Source organism: Variovorax sp. YR634 (genome assembly GCF_900106655.1).
Lineage (GTDB): Bacteria > Pseudomonadota > Gammaproteobacteria > Burkholderiales > Burkholderiaceae_C > Variovorax.
The window spans coordinates 16,331-37,025 of sequence record NZ_FNOL01000028.1 but is presented as its reverse complement, the minus strand read 5'-3'; the positions used below and the strand labels follow the sequence as shown (position 1 = coordinate 37,025).

At 68.1% G+C, this 20,695-nt stretch carries 20 protein-coding genes; 5 read left to right on the top strand and 15 right to left on the bottom strand.

The features are described 5' to 3' along the window. Window positions 1-6 precede the first annotated feature (6 nt). The 3 genes from mdcG to BLV60_RS30245 are packed head-to-tail and all read left to right on the top strand — an operon-like array spanning window position 7 to window position 2,473. The gene (mdcG, locus tag BLV60_RS30255; protein ID WP_093059003.1) at window positions 7-693 is read left to right on the top strand and encodes a malonate decarboxylase holo-[acyl-carrier-protein] synthase; all 687 of its coding nucleotides are present in this window, start codon (window positions 7-9) and stop codon (window positions 691-693) included. Further along, complete coding sequence (gene mdcB / locus BLV60_RS30250) at window positions 690-1,565, top strand: triphosphoribosyl-dephospho-CoA synthase MdcB (protein ID WP_093059002.1); 876 nt, start codon at window positions 690-692, stop codon at window positions 1,563-1,565. The genes mdcG and mdcB overlap by 4 nt, the downstream gene beginning before the upstream one ends. Next, window positions 1,562-2,473 carry an acyltransferase domain-containing protein gene (locus BLV60_RS30245; protein WP_093059001.1) on the top strand — a complete coding sequence of 304 codons (912 nt, stop codon included), beginning with the start codon at window positions 1,562-1,564 and terminating at the stop codon, window positions 2,471-2,473. The genes mdcB and BLV60_RS30245 overlap by 4 nt, the downstream gene beginning before the upstream one ends. 1 nt (window position 2,474) lies before the next feature. Here the strand turns inward: BLV60_RS30245 and BLV60_RS30240 are convergent, their stop codons facing one another. The 15 genes from BLV60_RS30240 to BLV60_RS30170 all read right to left on the bottom strand — a co-directional run bounded on the left by BLV60_RS30240 (window position 2,475) and on the right by BLV60_RS30170 (window position 18,445). Next, window positions 2,475-3,338 (bottom strand): isocitrate lyase/PEP mutase family protein, encoded by an 864-nt coding sequence (locus BLV60_RS30240; RefSeq protein WP_093059000.1) that lies wholly within the window; start codon window positions 3,336-3,338, stop codon window positions 2,475-2,477. Beyond that, entirely contained in the window at window positions 3,335-4,750 is a 1,416-nt protein-coding gene (locus BLV60_RS30235; RefSeq protein WP_093058999.1) for an FAD-dependent oxidoreductase, read from the bottom strand. The genes BLV60_RS30240 and BLV60_RS30235 overlap by 4 nt, the downstream gene beginning before the upstream one ends. Beyond that, window positions 4,747-5,361 carry a cysteine hydrolase family protein gene (locus BLV60_RS30230; protein WP_093058998.1) on the bottom strand — a complete coding sequence of 205 codons (615 nt, stop codon included), beginning with the start codon at window positions 5,359-5,361 and terminating at the stop codon, window positions 4,747-4,749. Before BLV60_RS30230 ends, BLV60_RS30235 begins: the two co-directional genes overlap by 4 nt. Next, on the bottom strand, window positions 5,358-7,412 hold the full coding sequence (locus BLV60_RS30225) for a hydantoinase/oxoprolinase family protein (protein WP_093058997.1): 2,055 nt from the start codon (window positions 7,410-7,412) through the stop codon (window positions 5,358-5,360). The genes BLV60_RS30230 and BLV60_RS30225 overlap by 4 nt, the downstream gene beginning before the upstream one ends. Next, window positions 7,409-9,121 (bottom strand): hydantoinase B/oxoprolinase family protein, encoded by a 1,713-nt coding sequence (locus BLV60_RS30220; protein WP_093058996.1) that lies wholly within the window; start codon window positions 9,119-9,121, stop codon window positions 7,409-7,411. The genes BLV60_RS30225 and BLV60_RS30220 overlap by 4 nt, the downstream gene beginning before the upstream one ends. Further along, window positions 9,114-9,635, bottom strand: a complete 522-nt coding sequence (locus BLV60_RS30215) for a LeuD/DmdB family oxidoreductase small subunit (RefSeq protein WP_093058995.1) — start codon at window positions 9,633-9,635, stop codon at window positions 9,114-9,116. The genes BLV60_RS30220 and BLV60_RS30215 overlap by 8 nt, the downstream gene beginning before the upstream one ends. Beyond that, the gene (locus tag BLV60_RS30210; RefSeq protein WP_093058994.1) at window positions 9,632-10,918 is read right to left on the bottom strand and encodes a 3-isopropylmalate dehydratase large subunit; all 1,287 of its coding nucleotides are present in this window, start codon (window positions 10,916-10,918) and stop codon (window positions 9,632-9,634) included. The genes BLV60_RS30215 and BLV60_RS30210 overlap by 4 nt, the downstream gene beginning before the upstream one ends. After that, the gene (locus tag BLV60_RS30205; protein ID WP_093058993.1) at window positions 10,915-11,871 is read right to left on the bottom strand and encodes a tripartite tricarboxylate transporter substrate binding protein; all 957 of its coding nucleotides are present in this window, start codon (window positions 11,869-11,871) and stop codon (window positions 10,915-10,917) included. The genes BLV60_RS30210 and BLV60_RS30205 overlap by 4 nt, the downstream gene beginning before the upstream one ends. A gap of 41 nt (window positions 11,872-11,912) precedes the next feature. Further along, window positions 11,913-12,623, bottom strand: a complete 711-nt coding sequence (locus BLV60_RS30200) for an ABC transporter ATP-binding protein (RefSeq protein WP_093058992.1) — start codon at window positions 12,621-12,623, stop codon at window positions 11,913-11,915. After that, a complete protein-coding gene (locus BLV60_RS30195) occupies window positions 12,620-13,381 on the bottom strand; it encodes an ABC transporter ATP-binding protein (RefSeq protein WP_093058991.1) in 762 nt (253 codons plus the stop codon). The genes BLV60_RS30200 and BLV60_RS30195 overlap by 4 nt, the downstream gene beginning before the upstream one ends. Further along, window positions 13,374-14,354 (bottom strand): branched-chain amino acid ABC transporter permease, encoded by a 981-nt coding sequence (locus tag BLV60_RS30190; RefSeq protein ID WP_093058990.1) that lies wholly within the window; start codon window positions 14,352-14,354, stop codon window positions 13,374-13,376. Before BLV60_RS30190 ends, BLV60_RS30195 begins: the two co-directional genes overlap by 8 nt. Beyond that, the gene (locus BLV60_RS30185; RefSeq protein ID WP_093058989.1) at window positions 14,351-15,223 is read right to left on the bottom strand and encodes a branched-chain amino acid ABC transporter permease; all 873 of its coding nucleotides are present in this window, start codon (window positions 15,221-15,223) and stop codon (window positions 14,351-14,353) included. Before BLV60_RS30185 ends, BLV60_RS30190 begins: the two co-directional genes overlap by 4 nt. Window positions 15,224-15,235: 12 nt before the next feature. Next, window positions 15,236-16,441, bottom strand: coding sequence for an ABC transporter substrate-binding protein (locus BLV60_RS30180; RefSeq protein WP_093058988.1), 1,206 nt, complete (start codon window positions 16,439-16,441; stop codon window positions 15,236-15,238). Window positions 16,442-16,462: 21 nt separating this feature from the next. Further along, window positions 16,463-17,245: a GntR family transcriptional regulator gene (locus BLV60_RS30175; protein ID WP_093059032.1), complete on the bottom strand. Its 783-nt coding sequence runs from the start codon at window positions 17,243-17,245 to the stop codon at window positions 16,463-16,465. Window positions 17,246-17,437: 192 nt separating this feature from the next. After that, window positions 17,438-18,445, bottom strand: coding sequence for an AraC family transcriptional regulator (locus BLV60_RS30170; protein WP_093058987.1), 1,008 nt, complete (start codon window positions 18,443-18,445; stop codon window positions 17,438-17,440). Between the two features lie 178 nt (window positions 18,446-18,623). On the opposite strand from BLV60_RS30170, the gene BLV60_RS30165 reads away from it, so the two are divergent. Next, entirely contained in the window at window positions 18,624-19,415 is a 792-nt protein-coding gene (locus BLV60_RS30165) for an SDR family oxidoreductase (RefSeq protein WP_093058986.1), read from the top strand. Between the two features lie 28 nt (window positions 19,416-19,443). Then, window positions 19,444-20,682 carry a styrene monooxygenase/indole monooxygenase family protein gene (locus tag BLV60_RS30160; RefSeq protein WP_093058985.1) on the top strand — a complete coding sequence of 413 codons (1,239 nt, stop codon included), beginning with the start codon at window positions 19,444-19,446 and terminating at the stop codon, window positions 20,680-20,682. Window positions 20,683-20,695 lie beyond the last annotated feature (13 nt).

Genomic DNA, 20,695 nt, shown 5'->3' with positions numbered 1-20,695 from the left:
GTTGGCATGAAGCTGCTGCGCCGCCATCGGCTCGCTCACCTGTCCGCCCAGGGCTGGACGCAAGTGCTGGCCCGCCCATGGGACTGCGAGGGCAAGGCGTGCATCGCGCACTGGGCAGAGCGAGGCCTTCCGCTCGTCGTGACACGCCAGCACGAGCTTGCGACCGCTCACGAGGAAACTGTCTTGCTCGGCCTTCCCGCGCCAACTCAATGGGGCCGCCGCCGGCTCGGCTTGCAGGTGCCGCGTTCGGCCATCCTGTGCTTCGGTGAATTTCCGCGCGCAAACGAGGTGCTGCATTTGCTGCCGCGCGATGCGCGCGCGGCCTGGCACAGGTTGGCGACAGCGTTCGAAATGGAGCGCGTGCAGGTGCGCGCCTACGGCAGCTATGGTTGGCAACAACTCACGGGCTTGCGGTACGTGCACCCGGGATCCGATCTGGACTTGTGGATTGCAGTCGACGATGCACGCCACGCGGACTTCGTGGCTGCCTGTCTGCAGGCCCAGGCACCCGGGCGGTTGCGGCTTGATGGCGAACTTGTCTTTCGCGACGGCAGCGCGGTCAATTGGCGCGAGTGGAGCGCCTGGCGGGCCGGACATTCGCGCAGCGTGCTGGTGAAGCACGTGTGCGGTGCCCGCCTGGAGACAAACGCCTTCGTGCCCGAAGACAGTCAAGAGATGGGTCTTGCGGCATGAGCACTGCGCTACCTCTCGCCCGCGTCTCGACAGCGTTTTCTTCGCCGCCTTCATCGCATGCAATCGGCTGCGCGGCAACGCTGGCGCTGTACGACGAGCTGGCGTTGGCACCGAAGCCGGGACTGGTGTCCTTCGTCGACAACGGCAGTCATGACGACATGGACGCACACACCTTCATGCGAAGCCTCATTGCGCTGCGGCACTACTTCGTGCAGATCGCTGAGTTGGGCCAGGCGCATGCACCTTTCAAGGCACTGGAAGCTTGTGGAATTGCCGCGGAGGCGCGGATGTTGGAGGCGACGGGTGGCGTGAACACACACCGTGGCGCCGTCTTTACCTTGGGCCTGCTCTGTGCCGCTGCCGGCGCGGCGCGGCGCGACGGCGAGCCGGCGCGTCCAGCCGCATTGCGGACTGCATTGCATCGGCATTGGGGCGATGCGTTGCAGGCCCGCAGCCATCGCATTTCCACTTTGCCAGGCGGCATCGCGGCCCGCCGCCATGGATTGCGAAGCGCATCGCAAGAGGCCGCGCTTGGATTTCCGGTGTTGTTCGACACGGCCGTTCCGACACTTTTTCGTTCAGTGCGGCGCGGTCTGAGCCCGGAGCAGGCGCGTGTCGATACATTGTTCGCCGTCATGGCTGTACTGGACGACAGCAACCTGGCGCACCGTGGCGGAATTCAGGGCCTGCGCAACGCACAGCAGGCAGCGCGCGATTTTCTTGCGAAGGGCGGTGCAGCGGGGCAGGGGGGCATGGAAGCCGCACACGCGGTTCACCGTGACTTCGTCGCGCTCCGTCTGTCGCCTGGTGGCGCTGCAGATACCCTGGCCGCAGCGTGCTGGATGCAGCGCATCTGCGGCGTGGCGGAATGAGCTACGCCGTCGTCTTCTCGGGCCAGGGCATGCAGCACCCCGACATGCTGCCTTGGCTCGCGAATGATGAAACGGTGCACGCGATGCAGCAGTTGCTCGGCATCGACGACTGGAGAGCATGCGTAAAAGATCCCGTCTGGGCAGGGTGCAATGCGAATGCCCAGGTTCTATTGACAGGCCTGGCGTTGGCTGCGTGGGCCCAGCTTGCCCCATGTCTTCCAGCGCCAGCGGCGGCGGCTGGCTACAGTGTTGGCGAACTGGCGGCATTCTCGGCCGCTGGCGTTTTCGATGCGAACACGGCCCTTGAGCTGGCGCATCGCCGCGCAGCGCTGATGGACTGTGCTGGTGAGTCGAATTCCACAGGCCTGATGGGCGTCAGCGGGGTGACCGAATCGCTGCTTGGACGGCTGTGCGAGGAATTCGATCTGGCCGTCGCCATAAGAAACGGCATCGACAGCGTTGTGCTCGGGGGCCTGCAAGTCGTGCTGCCGCTCGCAGTCGAAGCGGCGCAACGCCAGGGCGCGCACGCTTTGCTTCTCAACGTGCAGGTGGCATCCCATACGCGGTGGATGGCTGCGGCGGCGCAGGGCTTTGCTGCGCACATTGCGCCGCTGGCGTTTCGTGCTGCCGGAATTCCTCTCTTCAGCGATGCGACGGGCCGCGTTGCCGAGCCGCCTCAACTCAAGCACGCGTTGGCCAGGCAGATCGATCACGCAGTGCGGTGGGACGAATGCCTGGAAAGCATCGCCGGGCGACGAGTGGCATGCGTGATCGAGATTGGTCCAGGGCGGGCACTGGCGCGCATGTGGAACGGCCGGTACGCCGATACGCCAGCACGCTCCGTAGACGAGTTTCGTAGCGTGGAAGCCATTGCGCGCTACGTTCAGAAATGCATGGCAGCGGCTTAGCTTATTCGTACTTCTGCCCGTTGCGTATCAAATCTGGTGTACCGACCACTTCGTTGAGTTCCTCGAAGTCCAGCATCTGCGAGCGCCACGGCTGCGTGGTGCGGTGCTGGTGCAGGCTCGCGTAGTAGCCCTGCAGCGTGTGCACCACCGCGCGCGCCGTGCCGCCCGGAAAGATCGCGATGCGAAAGCCGTGCTTCTGCAGCGCGTCCGCGTCCTGGATCGGCGTCTTGCCGCCTTCGACCATGTTGGCCAGGAGCGGCACCCGGTCGCCGAAGCGCCGGCAGGCCGCGTCCATTTGCTCGGGCGAGCGCAGCGCCTCGATGAAGAGCGCGTCCACGCCGCAGGCGAGGTAGGCCTCGGCGCGGTCGAGCGCGGCCTCCAGGCCTTCGACCGCCACCGCATCGGTGCGCGCGAGGATCAGCGTGTCGCTCGAGGTGCGCACGTCCAGCGCGGCCTTGAGCTTGCCGACCATCTCGCGCTCGGGCACCACGGCCTTGCCGTCGAGGTGGCCGCAGCGCTTGGGAAAGGTCTGGTCTTCGATCTGCACCATCGCCGCGCCCGCGCGCTCGAAGCCGCGCATGGTGCGCTGGGTGTTGAGTGCGTTGCCGAAACCGGTGTCGGCATCGACGATCACCGGCAGGCTCACGCGCTCGGTGATGCGGGCCAGGGTATCGGCCACCTCGGTGTAGGTGGTGAGGCCGACGTCGGAGCGGCCCAGGCGCGTGTAGGCGATGGAGGCGCCCGAGAGGTAGAGCGCCTCGAAACCGGCCCGCTCGGCCACGAGGGCGCTGAGCGCGTCGTACACGCCGGGCGCAAGCACGATGTCGTGGCGCGCGAGCCGGGTCTTGAAGGAAGGGTTCGTCATGGAGACGCTTTCGTCGAATGGATCAATGCAGCGGCGGTGCGCGCCGCGATGTAGCCTCCGGCCACCGCGCTCAGCAGGCCGTTGCCGGAGAGATAACCCCACACCTCATCGCCAGAAACACCGCCCGCCGCGCCACCGGCGGCGAACAGGTTGGCGAAGGGCGTGCCGTCGTGCCGCAGCACGCGCATGTCGGGCGCGGTGTCGAGGCCGCCCTGGGTGTGGAACAGCGCGCCCGTGACCTTCACTGCGAAGTACGGCGCTTCGAGCGCGCGCGCGAACACGCGGCCATCGGGCGGTGGCGTGCTGGCGCGCATGGCGTCGAACGTGCCTTGCAGCGCGGAAGGCTCGCAGCCGATGCAATCCGCCAGCGCAGCCACCGATTCGCAGCGGCGCAACGCGCCCGCCGCTTCAGCCTCGCAGAAGTCGGGGAAGCCCCGCGCCAGTGCGAGCAGCGGCGTGTCGAACACGTTCCAGGCAATGCCGCCCGGTTGTGCGAGCACGTGCACCGCGGCCTCCGAGTAGCCCTGCGTCTCGTCGTGAAAGCGCCGGCCTTCGCAGTTGAGCTGTACGCCGCCTTCCATCATCACGGCCCACGACATCAGGGCCCCTTGCGGCGTGACCCACGAGCCATGGCCCTGGTAGCCGCCGAGGTCGCGCAGACGTGCACCCAGCGATTGGCCCCACAGGATCGCGCTGCCGTCGTTGCCGGCGTGACCGCCGAAGGTGGCTTCGGCCATCTCGGGCAGCAGCGTGCGGACCATTTCCGCATTGCCGCCGAAGCCGTTGCACGCGAGCAGCAGCGCATCGCAGGCCAGTGTTTCGCGGCTGCCATCGGGGCGCAAGTAGTCGACGCCGATCACGCGGTCTTCGGCATCGAGTACCAATGTATCGACCAACGCTTGCGTCAGCACGGGAATGCCCGCCGCCTCGACGGCCGCTTGCAAGGCCGCCATGAGCGACGCACCGGTTTTCTGCGGCAGCGAATGCATGCGATGTACGCTGTGACCCGGATAGAGAAAGCCGTCGAGCAGCATCCACTGCAGGCCGTGCCGTTCCTGCAGCGCATCGAGTGCCGGACCGATGGACGCCGCATAGGCCTCGACCAGCGCAGGCGCGGCGTGGCCATGGGCCTTGGCCTGGATGTCGGCAGCGAAGCGCCCGGCGCTGTCGTCATTCACGCCATGCGCTCGCTGCGCACGAGTGCCGGGCGCGGGGATGAAGCCGGAGGACAGCGCGGTCGATCCGCTCGGCAGCGCGTCGCGCTCCAGCACCACAGAGGCCACACCCGCATCGCTCAGCATCAGTGCGGTCGTGAGCCCGCAGGCACCGCCGCCGACGATGGCCACCGGCACGTGCACTTCGGCCTCGACCTGCGCGGCGCGACGGATGTGGCGTGAAGGCTTTGTCGTCATGCGAGCGATGCGATGAATGCCGTGCAGTCCGTCACCTCGGCCACGTTGCGCATGTCGGCCAGCGAGGTCTGGTGGCGTTCTTCGCCGAAGGCCGCGCACCCATCGGACAGCACCAGCGTGCGGTAGTCGCGCATGTGCGCATCGCGCACGGTGCTCGCGACGCCGCCGTTGGTGACGATGCCGCAGACCGCCACCGTGTCGATGCCGGCGTGGCGCAGCACCCAGTCGAGCTGTGTGTTGAAGAAGGCCGAGTACGCGACCTTGCTCACCGTCACGTCGACCAGCCCGGTCAACGCGTCGACGTTCGCCTGGCCCCAGCTGCCGGGCGCGAAGTCGCCCTTTTTCAGATAGGGGCGCATCGCCTTGAGGTGCGGCGACACCATCGGCTCGCCGGCCGCGTCCGGCCACAGTGTGAACTGGCTTGCGGCCACGAGGCCACCCGCCGCCTTGAGTGCGCGCGCCACCTCGGCCACGCGCACCGGCAGCAGCAGCGCCGGCGGATTGGTGTCGCCGCCGCGCGCATAGGCACCGTTGGCATCGAGAAAGTCGTTCTGCAGGTCGATGACGACCAGCGCGGTCTTCGCTGCAACGGATGTCTTGCCTGTGCTCATGACAGCCTCACCAGAAGGTTGCCGTGCGCATCGACCTCGGCGTGGAATCCGGGTTCGAGCCACACGGTGGTATCGGCCTGTTCGAGGATTGCAGGGCCTTCGATGCGCGCAGCCACTGGCAGTTCGAGCCGCGCGTAGCGCACGGCCTCATGCCACTGGCCGTGGTGGAACACGCGCTGCGTGCCCAGCGGCACGATGCTGCCTCGCCCTTCGGGTGCCAGCACCTTCAGGTCGAACTTCGGTCGCACGCCGATGCGTGCATAGCGCAGGTTCATCACGCGGATCGGGATGCCTTCGAGCACCCGGCCGAATGCGGCGGTGTAGCTGGCCTCGAATGCGGCGCGGATCGATGCGGCCGTGATCGGCGCCTTGCCCACGTCGGCGAGCACCACAGGCAGCGTGTGCGTCTGGCCCGCGTAGAGCATGTCGAGTGCGATGACCTCGCGCACCTCGTCGAAGCGCACGCCCGATGAATCCAGGCGCTGCTGGCAGCTCGCGGCCAGCTCGTCGATGCGGCGCTGCAGGTCACCCACATCGAGCTCGGTCAAAGGCTTGTTGAGGGTCTGCACCGCGTCGTGGCGCATGTCGGCGATCACGCAGCCGAGGGCCGAGGTCACGCCGGGATAGCGCGGCACGATGCCGGTCGCGACGCCCACCTCGCGCATCATCGCGCACACATGCAGCGCACCGCCGCCGCCGAAAGGCATGTAGGCGAAGCGACGCGGGTCGTGGCCGCGTTCGATGGACACAAGGCGGATCGCGCCCGCCATGCGCGCATTGGCCACGGTGAGGATGGCTTCCGCGGCCGCATGCACGTCCAGGCCGAGTGGCCGGGCGACGTGCTCCTCGATCGCCTGGCGCGACTTCTGCGCATCCAGCGCCGCGAGCAGTCCTCCACCCAGCGGGCGATCGGCGGCGATGCGGCCCAGCAGCACGTTCGCATCGGTCACTGTCGGGCGCATGTTGCCGCGCCCGTAGCAGGCCGGCCCCGGCAAGCTGCCGGCCGACTCGGGGCCGACCTGCAGCATGCCGCTCGCATCCACCGAGGCGATGGAGCCGCCGCCGGCGCCGATGGTCTCGATCTGGATCATCGGCGAGCGGATCACCATGCCAAACTCGATCGCGGTCTGCGCGGCCAATGCGGCTTCGCCGTTCGCCACCAGCGACACGTCGAACGAGGTGCCGCCCATGTCGCCGGTGATCGCGTTCGGAAAGCCCGCCGCGCGCGCAATGGCCGCGCAGGCGATCACGCCGGCCGCCGGGCCCGACAGCGCCGTGCGCACCGGCAGGTCGCTCGCGGTCTGCCGCGACATCACGCCGCCGTTGCTCTGCACCACCAGCAGCTCGCCGGCAAAGCCCTGGCCGCGCAGGTCGGATTCGAGCCGCTCGAGGTAGCCGCCCACCACGGGCTGCAGCGCCGCATTGAGCGTGGCGGTCGAGCAGCGCTCGAACTCGCGGATCTCGGGCAGCACTTCGCTGGCCGAGGTGACGTGCGGGTTGGGCCAGAGCGCGCGCACCGCCTCGACGGCCAGGCGCTCGTTCTCGGGGTTCGCGTAGGTGTTGATGAAGAACACGCACACGGCCTCGCAGCCGGCGTCGAGCAGCGAGCGGGCTTCGGCGCGCATCTGGTCCAGATCGACTGCGGTGTGCAGCGTGCCGTCGGCGAGCACGCGCTCGTCGACTTCGCGGCGCAGGTCGCGGGGCACCACCGGCGTGAAGCTGCCACGCAGGCCCCAGGTCTCGGGCCGGTCGCGGCGGCGCATCTCCAGCACGTCGCGAAAACCGCGCGTGGTGATGATGCCGGTGCGCGCCACCTTGCGTTCGAGCAGCGCGTTGGTGCCCACCGTGGTGCCGTGCACGATGGTGGCGATGGCCGCGGCCGAGTCGGCCACGCGCGCCACGCCGTTCATGAAGCCGCGCGCTTCTTCGCCGCGCGTGGAGGGCACCTTGACGATGCGCGCCGTGCCGTTCGCTTCGTCGAGCACGAAGAGGTCGGTGAAGGTGCCGCCGACATCGACGCCGACGACAAGGGATTTGCCAGTGGAAGTCATTCGGACGCCTTCTTCATGCTGCCGCCGGTGGGGCTGCCGGTTGTCACATAGCCCATCGCGCTGTCGGCCTCGCGCTCTTGCGCAGGCCGCTCGGCGGCGCTGCCCCAGCCGCCGCCGCCGGGCGTTTCGAGCCGCACGCGCTCGCCGCGCGTGAGCTGGATGCCGCGCATCTTCGACACCATGGGCGGCGTGTGCCACTCGCCCGCGTTCTCGTAGCTGAACTTGTTGACCGCGCCTTCGCCGCCGCCCGCGATGCCCTTGGGCGGCGAGGTGCCGCGCTCGCCGAAGACGAACACTTCGGCGTCTTTTTCCAGCAGCTCGATTTCGTAGACGGCACCGAGGCCGCCGCGATGCCGGCCATCGCCGCCCGAATCGGCGCGCAGCGACCATTCGGTGAAGCGCACCGGGTAGGCGGCTTCGAGAATTTCGAGCGGCGGAATCGTCGCGGTCGAGATCGGCGCATTGCCGTGCGAGAGCCCATCGCCGCCCGAGTGGCCGCCATGGCCGCCGCCGAAGAAGCTGAACATCACCCAGCGCTGGCCTTCGCGGCCCTTGTCGCTGCGGTGGCCCGCGATCGACAGCGCATTGATCGTGCCGTAGGCCTGCGCCACCGCGCGCGTCGGGTCGGCCTGCGCCGCCGCGCTGAAGATCACGTCGATCATGCGCAGGATGGTTTCGGTGTAGCCGCCGACCGGACGCGGGCGCTCGCAGCTGATCACGAGCTTGTCGGGAATGTTGAAGTCCACCGCATCGAGCACGCCGGCATTGGCGGGTACATCGGGGAACAGGTGCTTGAGCGCGACGTAGCAGGCGGCCACCGCCGTGGCGCGCGAGATGTTCACAGGCCCCGCGCATTGCGGCGAGGTGCGCGAGAAGTCGAGCAGCAGCCGGTCGCCGGCCACGGTCATGTCGAGCGCGATGGTCAGCGGCTCGTTCACGATGCCGTCGTTGTCGAGCACGTCCTCGAAGCTGTAGCGGCCATCGGGCAGCGAGGCGATGTGCGAGCGCATCAGGCGCAACGCGCGGCTGCGCAGCTCGCCGAGGGCGTTGAGCACCAGGTCGTCGCCATACTCGTCGAGCAAACCGTTCAGCCGCTTCCCGCCGAGCTCCAGCGCGGCGAGCTGTCCGTTCAGGTCGCCCCAGAGGCTGTCGGGCAGGCGCGTGTTGGCCTGCAGGATCGCGAGTACGTCCGCATCGAGCACGCCGCCCTGCACGATGCGCACCGGCGGAATCTGCACGGCCTCCTGCCAGCACTCGGTGGCGGCCGGGTTGTAGTTGCCGGGCACCGCACCACCCACGTCGTGCCAGTGCGCAGCCGAGGCCATGTAGCAGTAGAGCTTGCCGTTGCGAAAGAAGGGCTTCACCAGCTTGAAGTCGTTGGCGTGCGTGCCGCCGTCGTAGGCGTCGTTGCTGATCCAGATGTCGCCGTCCTTCATGCCGCCGCGCGGCTCGGCTGCCTTGGCGGTGGCGCGCACCGCGAAGGCCATGGCGCCGACGAACACCGGCAGGCCCGACTTGCCCTGCACCAGCGTGTCGCCGCTCGCTGCGTCGTAGAGGCCGTGGCAGGCGTCGTGCGCCTCGGCAATGATGGGATTGAAGGCGCTGCGGTAGAGCGTGGCGTCCATCTCATCGGCCACCTGTTCGAGGCGGCCGCGCAGGACGGCGAGCGTGACGGGGTCGAGGGTTGTGGCGGACGAAGGATCATGCATCGGGGGCTTTCTTGAAGGCGGGGCGGCCAGAGCGCTGGCGCAACTGGTTCATCAATCCGCCGGCGCGGACCATGTCCATGAGGAATCCGGGCACCGGCTCGCAGGCCAGGCGCTTGCGGCCGGGTGCGACGATCTCGGGAGCCGTGGTGTCGAGGGCGATCTGCTCGCCTTCGCTCAAGGTCTCGGCCTCGGCGCAGGTCAGCAGCAGCAGGCCCACGTTGAAGGCATTCCGAAAATACAGGCCGCTGTACGAGGGCGCGATGATTGCCGTCACGCCCAGGTGCACCAGCACGGCAGCAGCCTGCTCGCGCGAGGAGCCGATGCCGAAGTTGGGCCCGGCCACCAGCACGTCGCCGCGCTGCACGCCGGCGGCGAAGTCGGGGCGGATGGCCTCCAGGCAGTGCTTCGCGATGATGTCGATGCCATGCTTCATGGAATGGCCCGGCGCGAGCAGGTCGGTGTCGATGTCGGCGCCCAGGCGCCAGACGCGGTGCGTCGCTTTGGTTGCGCTCATGCAAGCACCTCGCGCGGATCGGTCACGCAGCCGCGCAATGCGGCCGCCGCCACCGTGTAGGGCGAGCCCAGGTAGACCTGCGCAGTCGGCGAGCCCATGCGGCCCTTGAAGTTGCGCGCCGTGGTCGAGATGACGGTGATGTCGTCGCCCATCGGGTCGCCGTAGCCCGAGCAAGCGCCGCAGGCCGTCGGGAAAAGTTCGCCGCCGGCATCCATCAGCACCTGCAGCACGCCTTCCTCGCGCGCCTGCTCCTGGTCGCGCAGGCTGGCGGGCGCCACGATGAGACGGATACCGCTCGCCACCTTGTGGCCGCGCAGCACCTGCGCGGCGGCGCGAAGGTCGTCCAGCTTGGCGCCGGTGCAGGCGCCGATGTAGGCCACGTCGACGTGCGTGCCCGCGTACCGGCTCACACCGTGGGCGTTGGCCGGGCTGTGCGGTGCGGCGATGTACGGTTCGAGCGTGGATGCATCGAAGCGGTGGTCCGTGAGCGCGGCATCGTCGTCGGTGAACCAGGGCGCCATGTCCACTGGCGGCGCGCCGGCCTCGGCCAGGAATTGCGCCGTGGTCGCATCGGGCGCGATCAATCCGGCCTGCGCGCCGAGTTCGGCGCTCATGTTGGAGAGAGTCATGCGCTCCTGCATCGACAGCGCAGCGACCGCCGGCCCGGCGAACTCGACCGCCTGGTAGCGCCCGCCGTTCATGCCGAAGCGGCCGATCATGTGCAGCATCATGTCCTTGGCGGTCACGCCCGCGGGCAGCGCGCCGTCCCACCACATGCGGATGGTCTCGGGCACGCGCAGCCAGATCTCGCCGGTGACCACCACGCCCAGCATCTCGGTGCTGCCGATGCCGAACATGTAGGCGCCGAAAGCGCCGCCCGTGGGCGAGTGCGAGTCGCCGCCCACGCACAGCATGCCGGGTCGGATGTGGCCGTGCTGCGGCACCACCACGTGGCAGATGCCCTGGCTGTCGTACACGTACGGCAGCTTCTGGTCGCGCGCCCAGTCGCGTGCGATGCGCACGATGCGGCGCGAATCGTCGTCGCGCTCGGGCACGTAATGGTCCATGACGAGCACCACGCGCGAGCGGTCCCAGATCTGCGCGCCGAGCTCTTCCAGCATCGGCTGCAGCCGGCGCGGGCCCGAGGAGTCGTGGAACATCGCCATGTCGACGCCGCAGGTCACGATCTCGCCCACGGACACCCGCTCGCGTCCGCTCGCGCGTGCGATGAGCTTCTGCGCCAGGGTCAGGGCTGGCGCGCGGGTTGGAGCCATCGATGTCATTCCGGCTTGGCTCCCGAGAACTTGACGACCTCGGCCCAGCGCACGATCTCGCTCTGCACGAAGGCCGAGAACTGTTCGGACGAGTTGCCGACCGGAATCGCGCCCTCGGTATCGAGGCGCTGGCGCATGTCGGCCTGCTGCAGCGCATGGCGCGCCGCGTCGCCGATCTGCTTGACGCGGTCGGCAGGCATGCGGGCCGGGCCGAAGAGGCCGAACCATGCGCTCGATTCGTAGCCGGGCAGCGCCTCGGCAATCGCCGGCACATTCGGAAAGGCCGGCAGCCGTTTCGCCGTGGTCACGCCCAGCGCCTTGAGCTTGCCGGCCTGGATGTGCGCCTTGACGTTGCCCACGGCCGCGAACATCAGCTGCACCTGGCCGGCGAGCACGTCCTGCACGGCGGGCGCGGTGCCCTTGTAGGGGATGTTCACGATGTTCACGCCCGATTGCATCTTGAAAGCCTCGCCCGCCATGTGCAGCGACGAGCCCACCGCGCCGATCGCGAAGTTGAGCTGGCCCGGCTTTGCCTTGGCGAGCGCGATGAGTTCACGCACGTCCTTCGCAGGCACCGACGGGTGCGCGACGAGGATCGAGGGCGAGGTCGCCACGCAGGTGAGCGCGGTGAAGTCCTTCACCGGGTCGAAGGGCAGCGTCGGGTAGAGCGTGGCGTTGATCGCGTGGCTGGTGAAGCTCATCAGCAGTGTGTTGCCGTCGGGCGCGGCCTTGGCCACCGCATCGGCGGCGATGTTGCCGCCCGCGCCCGGCCGGTTCTCGACGATGACCGTGCGGCCGAGTGCCGGGCCCATGCTGACGGCGAGCGAGCGTGCCAGCGTGTCGGTCGAGCCGCCCGCGGGCGCGCCGACGAGGATGCGCACCGGCGCATTGCCGATCTGTGCAAAGGCACTGCCGGCCCATGCCGCGGCCAGCGACGAGAGGAGGATGTCGCGTCTTTTCATGTGTTGTGTCTCCAGGGAGATGGGGGTGCTTTTTTGAGGGCTCAGAGCCCCAGGTACGCGTGCCGCAGTTCGTCGCTGCCGAGCAACTCGCCGGGCAGGCCCGAGAAGCGCACGCTGCCGTTTTCCAGCACGTAGGCGCGGTCGGCGATTTCGAGCGACTGGCCGACGTTCTGCTCGACCAGCATCACCGCGAGGCCGCCGTCGCGCAGTTCGCGGATCAGCGAGAACATCTCTTCGACCAGCAGCGGCGAAAGGCCGAGCGAGGGCTCGTCGAGGATCAGCAGCACCGGCTCGGCCATGAGGCCGCGCGCGATGGCCAGCATCTGCTGCTCGCCGCCGCTCATGGTGCCGGCGTGCTGGTCCATGCGCTCGCGCAGCCGCGGGAAGATGTGGAACGACTTCTCCAGGTTTGCCGCACGGCGCTCGCGTGCCCGCGTGAAGGAGCCGAGCTCCAGGTTCTCGCGCACGCTGAGGTTGGGGAACACCTTGCGGCCTTCGGGCACCTGGATCAGGCCGGCCTTGACGACGTCGCGGTAGTGCGCGCCGCTCAGGTCCTTGCCGTCGAAGCGCACCGTGCCGCCCCAGGCCGGGCAGAGGCCGCAGACCATCTTGTTGAGCGTGGACTTGCCCGCGCCGTTGCTGCCGAGCAGCGCAACCATCTCGCCCGCGTTCACGTGCAGGTCGACGCCGCGCAGCACCTCGACGCGACCGTAGCCGCCGCGCAGGCCCTGAATATCGAGCAGTGCGCTCATGCTGCAACTCCCGATGCGGCCCTGCGCAGCCGCGCCGCGGTGCCGTGGCCCAGATAGGCTTCGACGACCTTGTCGTCGGAAGTCACCTGCGCCGGGGTGCCCTCTGCGATCAGCCGGCCCTGCGCCAGCACCCACACATGCTCGGCCAGGTGCATCACGGCCTGCATGACGTGCTCGATCATCAGCACGGTGACGCCGCTGTCGGCGATGCCGCGCACCACCGGCATCATCTCGGCGATCTCCTGCGGGTTGAGACCGGCGAGCACTTCGTCGAGCAGCAGCAGGCGCGGCCGTGTCGCGAGCGCGCGGGCCAGTTCGAGGCGCTTGCGGCCGGCGACGGTGAGGTCCGAGGCGGGCTTGTCGAGCTGCGGCGCGAGGCCCACGCGCAGCGCAACAGCTTCGGCGTTCTGCAGCGCCTCGGCGCGGCCGCGCACATGCAGGTGCGCGCCGACGGCGATGTTCTCGCGCACGGTCTGCGCGGCGAAGGGCTTCACGATCTGGAAGGTGCGGGTCATGCCGAGCGCGGCGTTGCGGTGCGGCTCGCGGTCAGTGATGTCCTGCCCCGCGAAGCGCACGGTGCCGGTGTCGGGCTTGAGGAACCCGGACATCAGCGCGAACAGCGTGGTCTTGCCCGCGCCGTTCGGGCCGATCAGCGCGCTCAGGCTGCCCTCGCGCACCGAGAGGCTCACGTTCTGCACGGCCTTCAGGCCGCCGAAGGAGCGCGAGAGGCCATCGATGGCCAGCAGGGCTTCAGTCATTGCGGTCTCCCTTCGCCTTCCACAGCTGCCGCACCGACAGCCCGATGCCCGCGATGCCGCGTGGCACGAAGATGACGATGAGCACCAGCACCGTGCCGTAGATCACCATGTTGATGCCGGGCAGTTCGCCGAAGAGGTTGCGCGTGAAGTCCGACAGCAGGTGCAGCACGACGGCGCCGAGCACCGGCCCCCACATCGTGCCCATGCCGCCCACGATGGCCGCGACCAGCGCCTCGATCGACACGGCCGGGCCGTAGGCGATCCCGGCATCGATGTACTGGAACACCTGCACGTAGAACGCACCGGCCGCGCCCATGAAGGCTGCCGACAGACCGATGGCCGCCAGCTTGACGCGGAACGGATTGACGCCGACGGCGCGCGCCGCATCCTCGTTGTCGCGCACCGCCTGCAGGTAGGCGCCGAAGCGGCCGTTGCGCAGCCACCAGGTCACGAGCAGCGCGGCGACGACCATCGCGAGCACCACCCAGAGGTAGCCAGCGCGCGTCGAGAACTGCAGGTTGGCCACCGACTCGCGCAGCGGCACCATGAGCCCGACGCCGCCACCGGTGAAGTCGACCGACAGTGCAAGGATGCGGAACACCTCGGCAAAGGCCAGCGTGACGAGCGCGAAATACGAGCCCTTGAGGCCGTAGCGGAAGGTGAGGGCGCCCATGAAGAGGCCGACGAGTGCGGCACCGATCACCGCGAGCGGCAGCGCGGCCCAGGCGTTGATGCCGCCCTGCAGCTGCGCGATCGCCTGGATGTACGCACCGGTGCCGAAGAACAGCGCATGCCCGAACGAGAACTGCCCGCCGAAGCCGCCGAGGATGTTCCAGGCCTGTGCGATGAGCGTGGCGTAGAGCGCCATCATCACGAAGTTGAGCGTGACGCCCGAGGTGGTGACGAACGGCACGCAGCCGACCAGCACGGCAAAGAGCGCAATGCCCGCGAGCTGCTTCAGGCCCGCGCTCATGCCTTGGCTCCGAACATGCCCTGTGGCCTGAAGAGCACCACGCCGATGAAGATCGCGAAGATGCCGATCTGGCCGAGCGATTCCCCGAGGTACAGCCCGCCGAGCGACTCGACCACGCCGACGAGGAAGCCGCCGATCAGCGCCCCGACGAAACTGCCCATGCCGCCGAGCACGACGATGGTGAAGGCCACGAGCACGAAGCCGCCGCCGACCTGTGGGTTGACGTAGTAGGCCGGCAGCAGGAAGCACGCGGCCGCGCCGAGGCACGCGAGGCCGATTCCGAAGCTCATCGCGTAGACATGGTCGACGTCGATGCCCATGAGCTTGGCGCCCTCTTTCTCCTTGGCGACGGCGCGGATCGCGCGGCCGAGGTCGGTGCGGCCCATGATCCAGAACAGGATGCCCGAGACGACCAGCGCACCCGCGAAGGCGACGAGCTTGGGCACGGCGATCATCGCGGGGCCGATGGCGACGGTGCTCAGCGAGTAGGCGGTGTCGATGTTGCGCGTGTCGGACTTGAAGAACAGCAGCGCGAGGTTCTCCATGACGATGGCGATGCCGAGCGTGGCGAGCAGGATGTTCTCGTCCTTGCCGTGACCCGCGCGGTTAATGACCACGCGCTGCAGCGCGTAGCCGAGCGCGAACATGCCGAGCACCACGATGGGCAACGCAAGGTAGGGGTCGACGCCCAGGCGCTCCTTGAGGAAGTACACCGCGTACAGCGCCAGCATCAGGCTGGCGCCGTGCGCGAAGTTGATGATGTGCAGGACGCCGTAGATCAGCGTAAGCCCCAGCGCGATCAGTGCGTACACCGCGCCCGTCGTCAGCCCGTTCAGGACCGACGGGAAAAGAATGCCGAAATCGAACATCCCGCCTTCCGATCAGACAGCGCGCAGCGGGAACACCGGCTCGACCTCGCGATAGTCGCGCGGAATGATGACCTTGATGTCGTTCTTCACTACCTGCGTCATGAGCGGCTGCGCGCCTTCGTTCTGGCCGTTGACGAACTTCGTGGGGCCATAGGGCATGAAGTGGTTGCCGAAGGTGCTTTTCTCGAGCGCGTCGACGATTGCGGCGCGCTCCGTCGACTTGGCGCGCTCCAGCGCATCGGCCAGCAGCCACATCGCGGTGTAGGTCATGAAGACCTCGTAGCTGAAGAACTGGCCCTTGGCCTCGACGCGCTTGCGCAGGTCCTGCGCGCGCTTGTCCTTCGGGTTGAACCAGTGGTTGCAGTCGATGATGCCGTTGGCCGCGTCCGGAAATTCTTTCACGAACTTGTAGCTCGATGCCGCGCCGCCCAGCACCGAGAAGATCGCCTTGGGCACCACCTTCTGCTGCTGCATGGTACGCACCAGCAGCGCGTATTCGTTGTAGTAGTTGGCCGGGATCACGATGTCGGGGTTGATCGACTTCATGCGCAGCACGATGTTGTTGAAGTCGCGCGTGGGGTTGGCGTGCTTCACCACCTCCTTCACCTCGAAGCCGTAGCCCGGCAGCTCGCGCGAGAGCAGCTGTGCGGTGCCGGCGCCGAACAGCGACTCTTCGTGGATGATCATCACGGTCCTGGCCGGGTTGCCCGCGGCCTTGTTGAGCACCAGCAGGTTGGCCATGGCCACCTCGGTCGACTTCTTGTAGCCCGGGCCGAAGCGGAAGGTGTTCTTCAGGCCGCGCTCCACGATCTGGTCGGCCACGCCCACGTCCACCACGTGCGGCAGGTTGTACTTGGCCGCGGCCTGCGTGGTTGCGAGGCAGATGGCCGAGGCATAGGCGCCGACGATGGCCGAGACGCCGGCCTCGTTCATCTTCTCGACCTCGGCCGAGCCGGCCTGCGGCTGCGATTGCGCATCGCCCAGCAGGGCCTCCAGCTTCGCGCCGCCGAGCGACTTGATGCCGCCCGCGGCATTGATGTCCTCGATGGCCATCAGCGCGCCGAGGCGGCATTGCTGGCCCGAATAGGCCAGTGCCCCGGTGACCGGATGCAGCACGCCGACCTTTGCGGTCCTGGGCTGCGCCCCTGCCACGAGCGGGAAGGCAACGGCAGTCGCCAGGGCGGCGGACTGCGACACGAAACGGCGGCGGTTCTGCATGGTGGGGCTTTCCTTTTCTCTTCAGTTGAACTGGGCTGACACGTCTTTGCTGACCCACACCTTCGCGTCGATGCTGCCCACGCGGGAGAGCTGCATTTCGTAGGTGTAGCGATCGGGGCGGTAGAGGCCGTGCAGCCATTGCACGGGCCGCTCGTCTTCGTCGTAGATCAGGCGGCGCACTGCGAGCAGGGCCGAGCCGACCGAGACATCAAGGTGCTGTGCGAGAACGTTGTCGGCCAGGCGCGCGGAGATGGTCTGGTGCGCGCGGCCCACCTTGACGCCCGACTCCTCGAGCAGCACGAGGATGGGCTTCTTCGACAGCTCGCGGCGGCCGAAGCGGCGCGCGATCGTGTCGGGCACGTAGGTGGTGATGTGCGAGAGCGGGCCCTCCTTGGTGGAACGCACGCGTACGGCTTTCTGCACCGGGTCGCCGAGCTGCAGCTGCAGCGCCTCGGCCACCTGGGTGGAGGCGGTGATGGTCGCGACCTCGATGACTTTGACCGAGGTGTGCAGGCCCATGGTGACCAGGTTCTCGAGCAGGCCGCGCAGATTGGCGCGTTCCATGCCTTTGGTGCTGGGGCTCTCACCGCTGACCGGCGGTGGCAGGGCACGCGTGCGGCGGCCGGGGTTGCGCGCGATCAGGCCTTCGGAAGACAGCTGTTCGAGTGCGCGGCGCACCGTGACGCGCGCCACACCGAATTGCGCCATGAGCGCGAGCTCGCCGGGCAGGCCCTCCGCGAAACGCCCTTCGTGCAACTGTTCACGCAGGACCAAGTAGATCTGGTGATATTTGGGCAAAGGCATTTGCGACATGCCTTTGATGTTTTTGCAGTTTCAATGTTCTGTCAATGGGACATTTGAGATCGAGATGGGTCTCGGGCCAGACTGGTGGAATCGCGCACCGTCGATGCGGCGTTTCAGACCCTCGACGAAGCGGGGGGCATCGAACAGGGTGGGGGAGGCAGGCAGCGGGCAAGCGCCGGCCCCCCGCCCGCATCAGAAGGCGCGCGATGCCCGAGTCTCGGACGGCCGCTCGCCGAAGCGGGCGCGGTATTGCGCCGCGAAGTGGCCCAAATGAAGAAAGCCGTACTTCTGCGCCACCTCTCGCACGCCGACTGCGGCGACGCCGGCCGATGCCAGCAACTCGGCCCGCACCCGGTCGAGCCTGATCTCGCGCAGAAACTCCATCGGCCCCTGGCCCGCGTGCTGGCGAAACGCCATCTGCAGCGCGCGCGCACTGCAGCCGACTTCGCGGCAGACGTCGGCCAACGAAAGCGGTTCATCGGCATGGGCTGCCATGTATTCCTGCGCCCTGCGGACCACGCGCGGCAGCAGGCTGCGCTGCGCTTCGCCGGCCAGGGCGCGCGAATGGTTGTGCCCCGCCGACATCAGCAGGCTCGCCATCAGGTACGCCTCGGCATGCTCGGCCAAAGGGCCGCCGGCCTGCAGCGCGTTGCCGGCGTCGAGCGTGAGCCGCAGATAGTCGATGAAATGCACTACCGGCGCCAGCGCGGGGTTGTCCAGCGGCACGCCCAGATCGAACACCAGGGCCTGCCTGACGGGGGCCTGCAGCAGCGACTCGAGCCGCGAGAGCAGCGCCGAGCGCGCCAGCCGGACGATCAGGTGCGGGCTGTCGTCAGCCCAGCGCATCGACAGCGGTTCGGTGGGCGAGGGCAGCGATGCGAGACGGGGCGTCGCTTCCACGTGCTGCGCGCCGCAGTGGATCTCGGCGCCGCCGCGCAACGGGATCTGCAACAGGAAGAAATCCTGCAGGTAGCCGGGGTCGATCTGCACGCCGGGGCCGTACTGCACGTAATTGAGGCTCACGTCCCGATGCAGCCGCGCGCTGTGGTGGCAGGCGTCGAGTTCGGTGCGGGGTCGCAGCATGACCAGGCCGTGCGGACAGAACACGCGGGCCACGCTTTCACGGGCCTCGTCCATGTCGTGGCTCTCGAAAAGCCGGTAGCGCTGCAGCGGCAGCGGTGGGGTCGTGACGGTTTCCATGGGGCGCAGTCACCCTAGCAAAAACCATCCCCACCCACAATTCGGATCACCCCTCGACAAAAACCTGCGCGCCAGGGACAGGGCCTGCGTTTGCGGGATTCGCCGAACGCCTGCTTGCTCATAACGTTCGCTCCACAGGCCAACCGGCCTGCCCGATCAACCGAGGAGAGCAAGCGTCATGTTCAAGGGACTCGAAGGCAGGAGCGCCATCGTCACCGGTGGCTCCACACTGATAGGCGCCGGCGTGGTGCGCGCGCTGCACGCGGCCGGCGTGAAGGTCGTCATCGCCGACATCGATGCCGACAACGGCCAGCTTCTGGCCGATTCACTCGGCGCCGGCGTGCGCTTCGTGCGCACCGACATCACCGACGACGCGCAAGTGCAGGCCTGCGTGGCGCAGGCGGCCGCGCAGCACGGCGGCGTGCACTTTCTCGTGAACCTTGCGTGCTCGTATGTGGACAACGGCTTCAAGTCGCCACGCGCCGACTGGCTCACGTCGTTCAACGTGAACGTGGCGAGCGCGGTGGCGATGCTGCAGGCCGTGCACCCGCACATGGTGGCGGCCGGCGGCGGGGCGGTGGTTAATTTCACGAGCATCTCGTCGCGCGTGGCGCAGACGGGGCGCTGGCTCTATCCGGTGAGCAAGGCCGCGATGGCGCAGCTCACCCGCAACATGGCGATGGACTTGGCGCCGGATGGCATCCGCGTGAACAGCGTGTCGCCGGGCTGGACATGGTCGGCCGTGATGGAGCGCCTGAGCGGCGGTGACCGCGCCAAGACCGACCGCGTGGCCGCGCCTTTCCATCTGCTCGGGCGCGTCGGCGACCCGGACGAGGTGGCGCAGGTGGTGCTGTTCCTCTGCTCGGACCACGCGAGCTTCGTGACCGGCGCCGATTACGCGGTGGACGGCGGCTATGCCGCCATGGGCCCCGAGCAGGCCGTGCCCGCCATTCCCAAGTTGATGGACTAGCTCCGAACGGAGCATCAAGGAGCAAGCAATGAAGCGAATCGCCATCGTCGGCGCGGGCCAGTCGGGCCTGCAACTGGGTCTCGGACTGCTCGCGGCAGGCTACGAGGTCACGATGTTCAGCAACCGCACGGGCGAAGACATCCGCCACGGCAAGGTCATGTCGAGCCAGTGCATGTTCCACACCTCGCTGCAGATCGAGCGCGACCTGGGCCTGGACTTCTGGGCGCACGACTGTCCCACGGTGGACGGCATCGGGCTGGCCGTGCCGCATCCCGAGCAGAAGGGGGCCAAGGCCATCGACTGGGTCGCACGGCTGAATTCGAGCGCCCAGTCGGTCGACCAGCGCGTCAAGATCCCGGCCTGGATGGACGAGTTCCAGAAGAAGGGCGGCGAACTCGTCTTCAAGGATGCGGGCATCGACGAGCTCGAGGCCTGTACGCAAAGCCACGACCTCACGCTGGTGGCCAGCGGCAAGGGCGAGATCTCGAAGCTCTTCGAGCGCGACGCGCACAAGTCGAGCTTCGACAAGCCGCAGCGTGCACTGGCGCTGACCTACGTGAAGGGGATGAAGCCGCGCGAGCCGCACTCGGCCGTGTGCTTCAACCTCATTCCCGGCGTGGGCGAGTACTTCGTGTTCCCGGCGCTGACCACGACGGGGCCCTGCGAGATCATGGTGTTCGAAGGCGTGCCCGGTGGCCCGATGGACTGCTGGGCGGACGTGAAGACGCCGCAGGAACACCTCGCGCGCAGCAAGTGGATCCTCGACACTTTCACGCCATGGGAGGCCGAGCGCTGCAGGGACATCGAGCTGACCGACGACAACGGCATCCTCGCGGGCCGCTTCGCGCCGACAGTGCGCAAGCCGGTCGCGACATTGCCCTCGGGGCGCAAGGTGCTGGGTCTGGCCGACGTGGTGGTGCTCAACGATCCGATCACCGGCCAGGGCTCCAACAACGCGGCCAAGTGCGCCGATAGCTATCTCAAGAGCATCCTCGCGCGCGGAGATGGCGCGGCCGATGCCGCGTGGATGCAGCAGACCTTCGACCGCTACTGGTTCGGCTACGCGCAATGGGTCACGCAGTGGACGAATATGCTGCTCGCACCGCCGCCGCCCCATGTGCTCAAGCTGCTCGGCACCGCCGGCGCGATGCCGCCGCTGGCCAGTGCCTTCGCCAACGGGTTCGACGATCCGCGCACATTCTTCCCGTGGTTCGCGGACCCCGCGGAGGCGGATCGCTACATCGAAACCTGCGCGTCCGTCGCATAGCCTGGAGCGAACG

Excerpts from the sequence above, each read along its gene's own strand:
- BLV60_RS30235 (WP_093058999.1), bottom strand. The coding sequence starts at position 4,750 with ATGACGACAAAGCCTTCACGCCACATCCGTCGCGCCGCGCAGGTCGAG.
- BLV60_RS30240 (WP_093059000.1), bottom strand. The coding sequence starts at position 3,338 with ATGACGAACCCTTCCTTCAAGACCCGGCTCGCGCGCCACGACATCGTG.
- BLV60_RS30215 (WP_093058995.1), bottom strand. The coding sequence starts at position 9,635 with ATGAGCGCAACCAAAGCGACGCACCGCGTCTGGCGCCTGGGCGCCGAC.
- BLV60_RS30205 (WP_093058993.1), bottom strand. The coding sequence starts at position 11,871 with ATGAAAAGACGCGACATCCTCCTCTCGTCGCTGGCCGCGGCATGGGCC.
- BLV60_RS30170 (WP_093058987.1), bottom strand. The coding sequence starts at position 18,445 with ATGGAAACCGTCACGACCCCACCGCTGCCGCTGCAGCGCTACCGGCTT.
- mdcG (WP_093059003.1), top strand. The coding sequence starts at position 7 with ATGAAGCTGCTGCGCCGCCATCGGCTCGCTCACCTGTCCGCCCAGGGC.
- BLV60_RS30225 (WP_093058997.1), bottom strand. The coding sequence starts at position 7,412 with ATGACTTCCACTGGCAAATCCCTTGTCGTCGGCGTCGATGTCGGCGGC.
- BLV60_RS30160 (WP_093058985.1), top strand. The coding sequence starts at position 19,444 with ATGAAGCGAATCGCCATCGTCGGCGCGGGCCAGTCGGGCCTGCAACTG.
- BLV60_RS30190 (WP_093058990.1), bottom strand. The coding sequence starts at position 14,354 with ATGAGCGCGGGCCTGAAGCAGCTCGCGGGCATTGCGCTCTTTGCCGTG.
- BLV60_RS30245 (WP_093059001.1), top strand. The coding sequence starts at position 1,562 with ATGAGCTACGCCGTCGTCTTCTCGGGCCAGGGCATGCAGCACCCCGAC.
- mdcB (WP_093059002.1), top strand. The coding sequence starts at position 690 with ATGAGCACTGCGCTACCTCTCGCCCGCGTCTCGACAGCGTTTTCTTCG.
- BLV60_RS30230 (WP_093058998.1), bottom strand. The coding sequence starts at position 5,361 with ATGAGCACAGGCAAGACATCCGTTGCAGCGAAGACCGCGCTGGTCGTC.
- BLV60_RS30210 (WP_093058994.1), bottom strand. The coding sequence starts at position 10,918 with ATGACATCGATGGCTCCAACCCGCGCGCCAGCCCTGACCCTGGCGCAG.
- BLV60_RS30180 (WP_093058988.1), bottom strand. The coding sequence starts at position 16,441 with ATGCAGAACCGCCGCCGTTTCGTGTCGCAGTCCGCCGCCCTGGCGACT.
- BLV60_RS30185 (WP_093058989.1), bottom strand. The coding sequence starts at position 15,223 with ATGTTCGATTTCGGCATTCTTTTCCCGTCGGTCCTGAACGGGCTGACG.
- BLV60_RS30175 (WP_093059032.1), bottom strand. The coding sequence starts at position 17,245 with ATGCCTTTGCCCAAATATCACCAGATCTACTTGGTCCTGCGTGAACAG.
- BLV60_RS30200 (WP_093058992.1), bottom strand. The coding sequence starts at position 12,623 with ATGAGCGCACTGCTCGATATTCAGGGCCTGCGCGGCGGCTACGGTCGC.
- BLV60_RS30165 (WP_093058986.1), top strand. The coding sequence starts at position 18,624 with ATGTTCAAGGGACTCGAAGGCAGGAGCGCCATCGTCACCGGTGGCTCC.
- BLV60_RS30220 (WP_093058996.1), bottom strand. The coding sequence starts at position 9,121 with ATGCATGATCCTTCGTCCGCCACAACCCTCGACCCCGTCACGCTCGCC.
- BLV60_RS30195 (WP_093058991.1), bottom strand. The coding sequence starts at position 13,381 with ATGACTGAAGCCCTGCTGGCCATCGATGGCCTCTCGCGCTCCTTCGGC.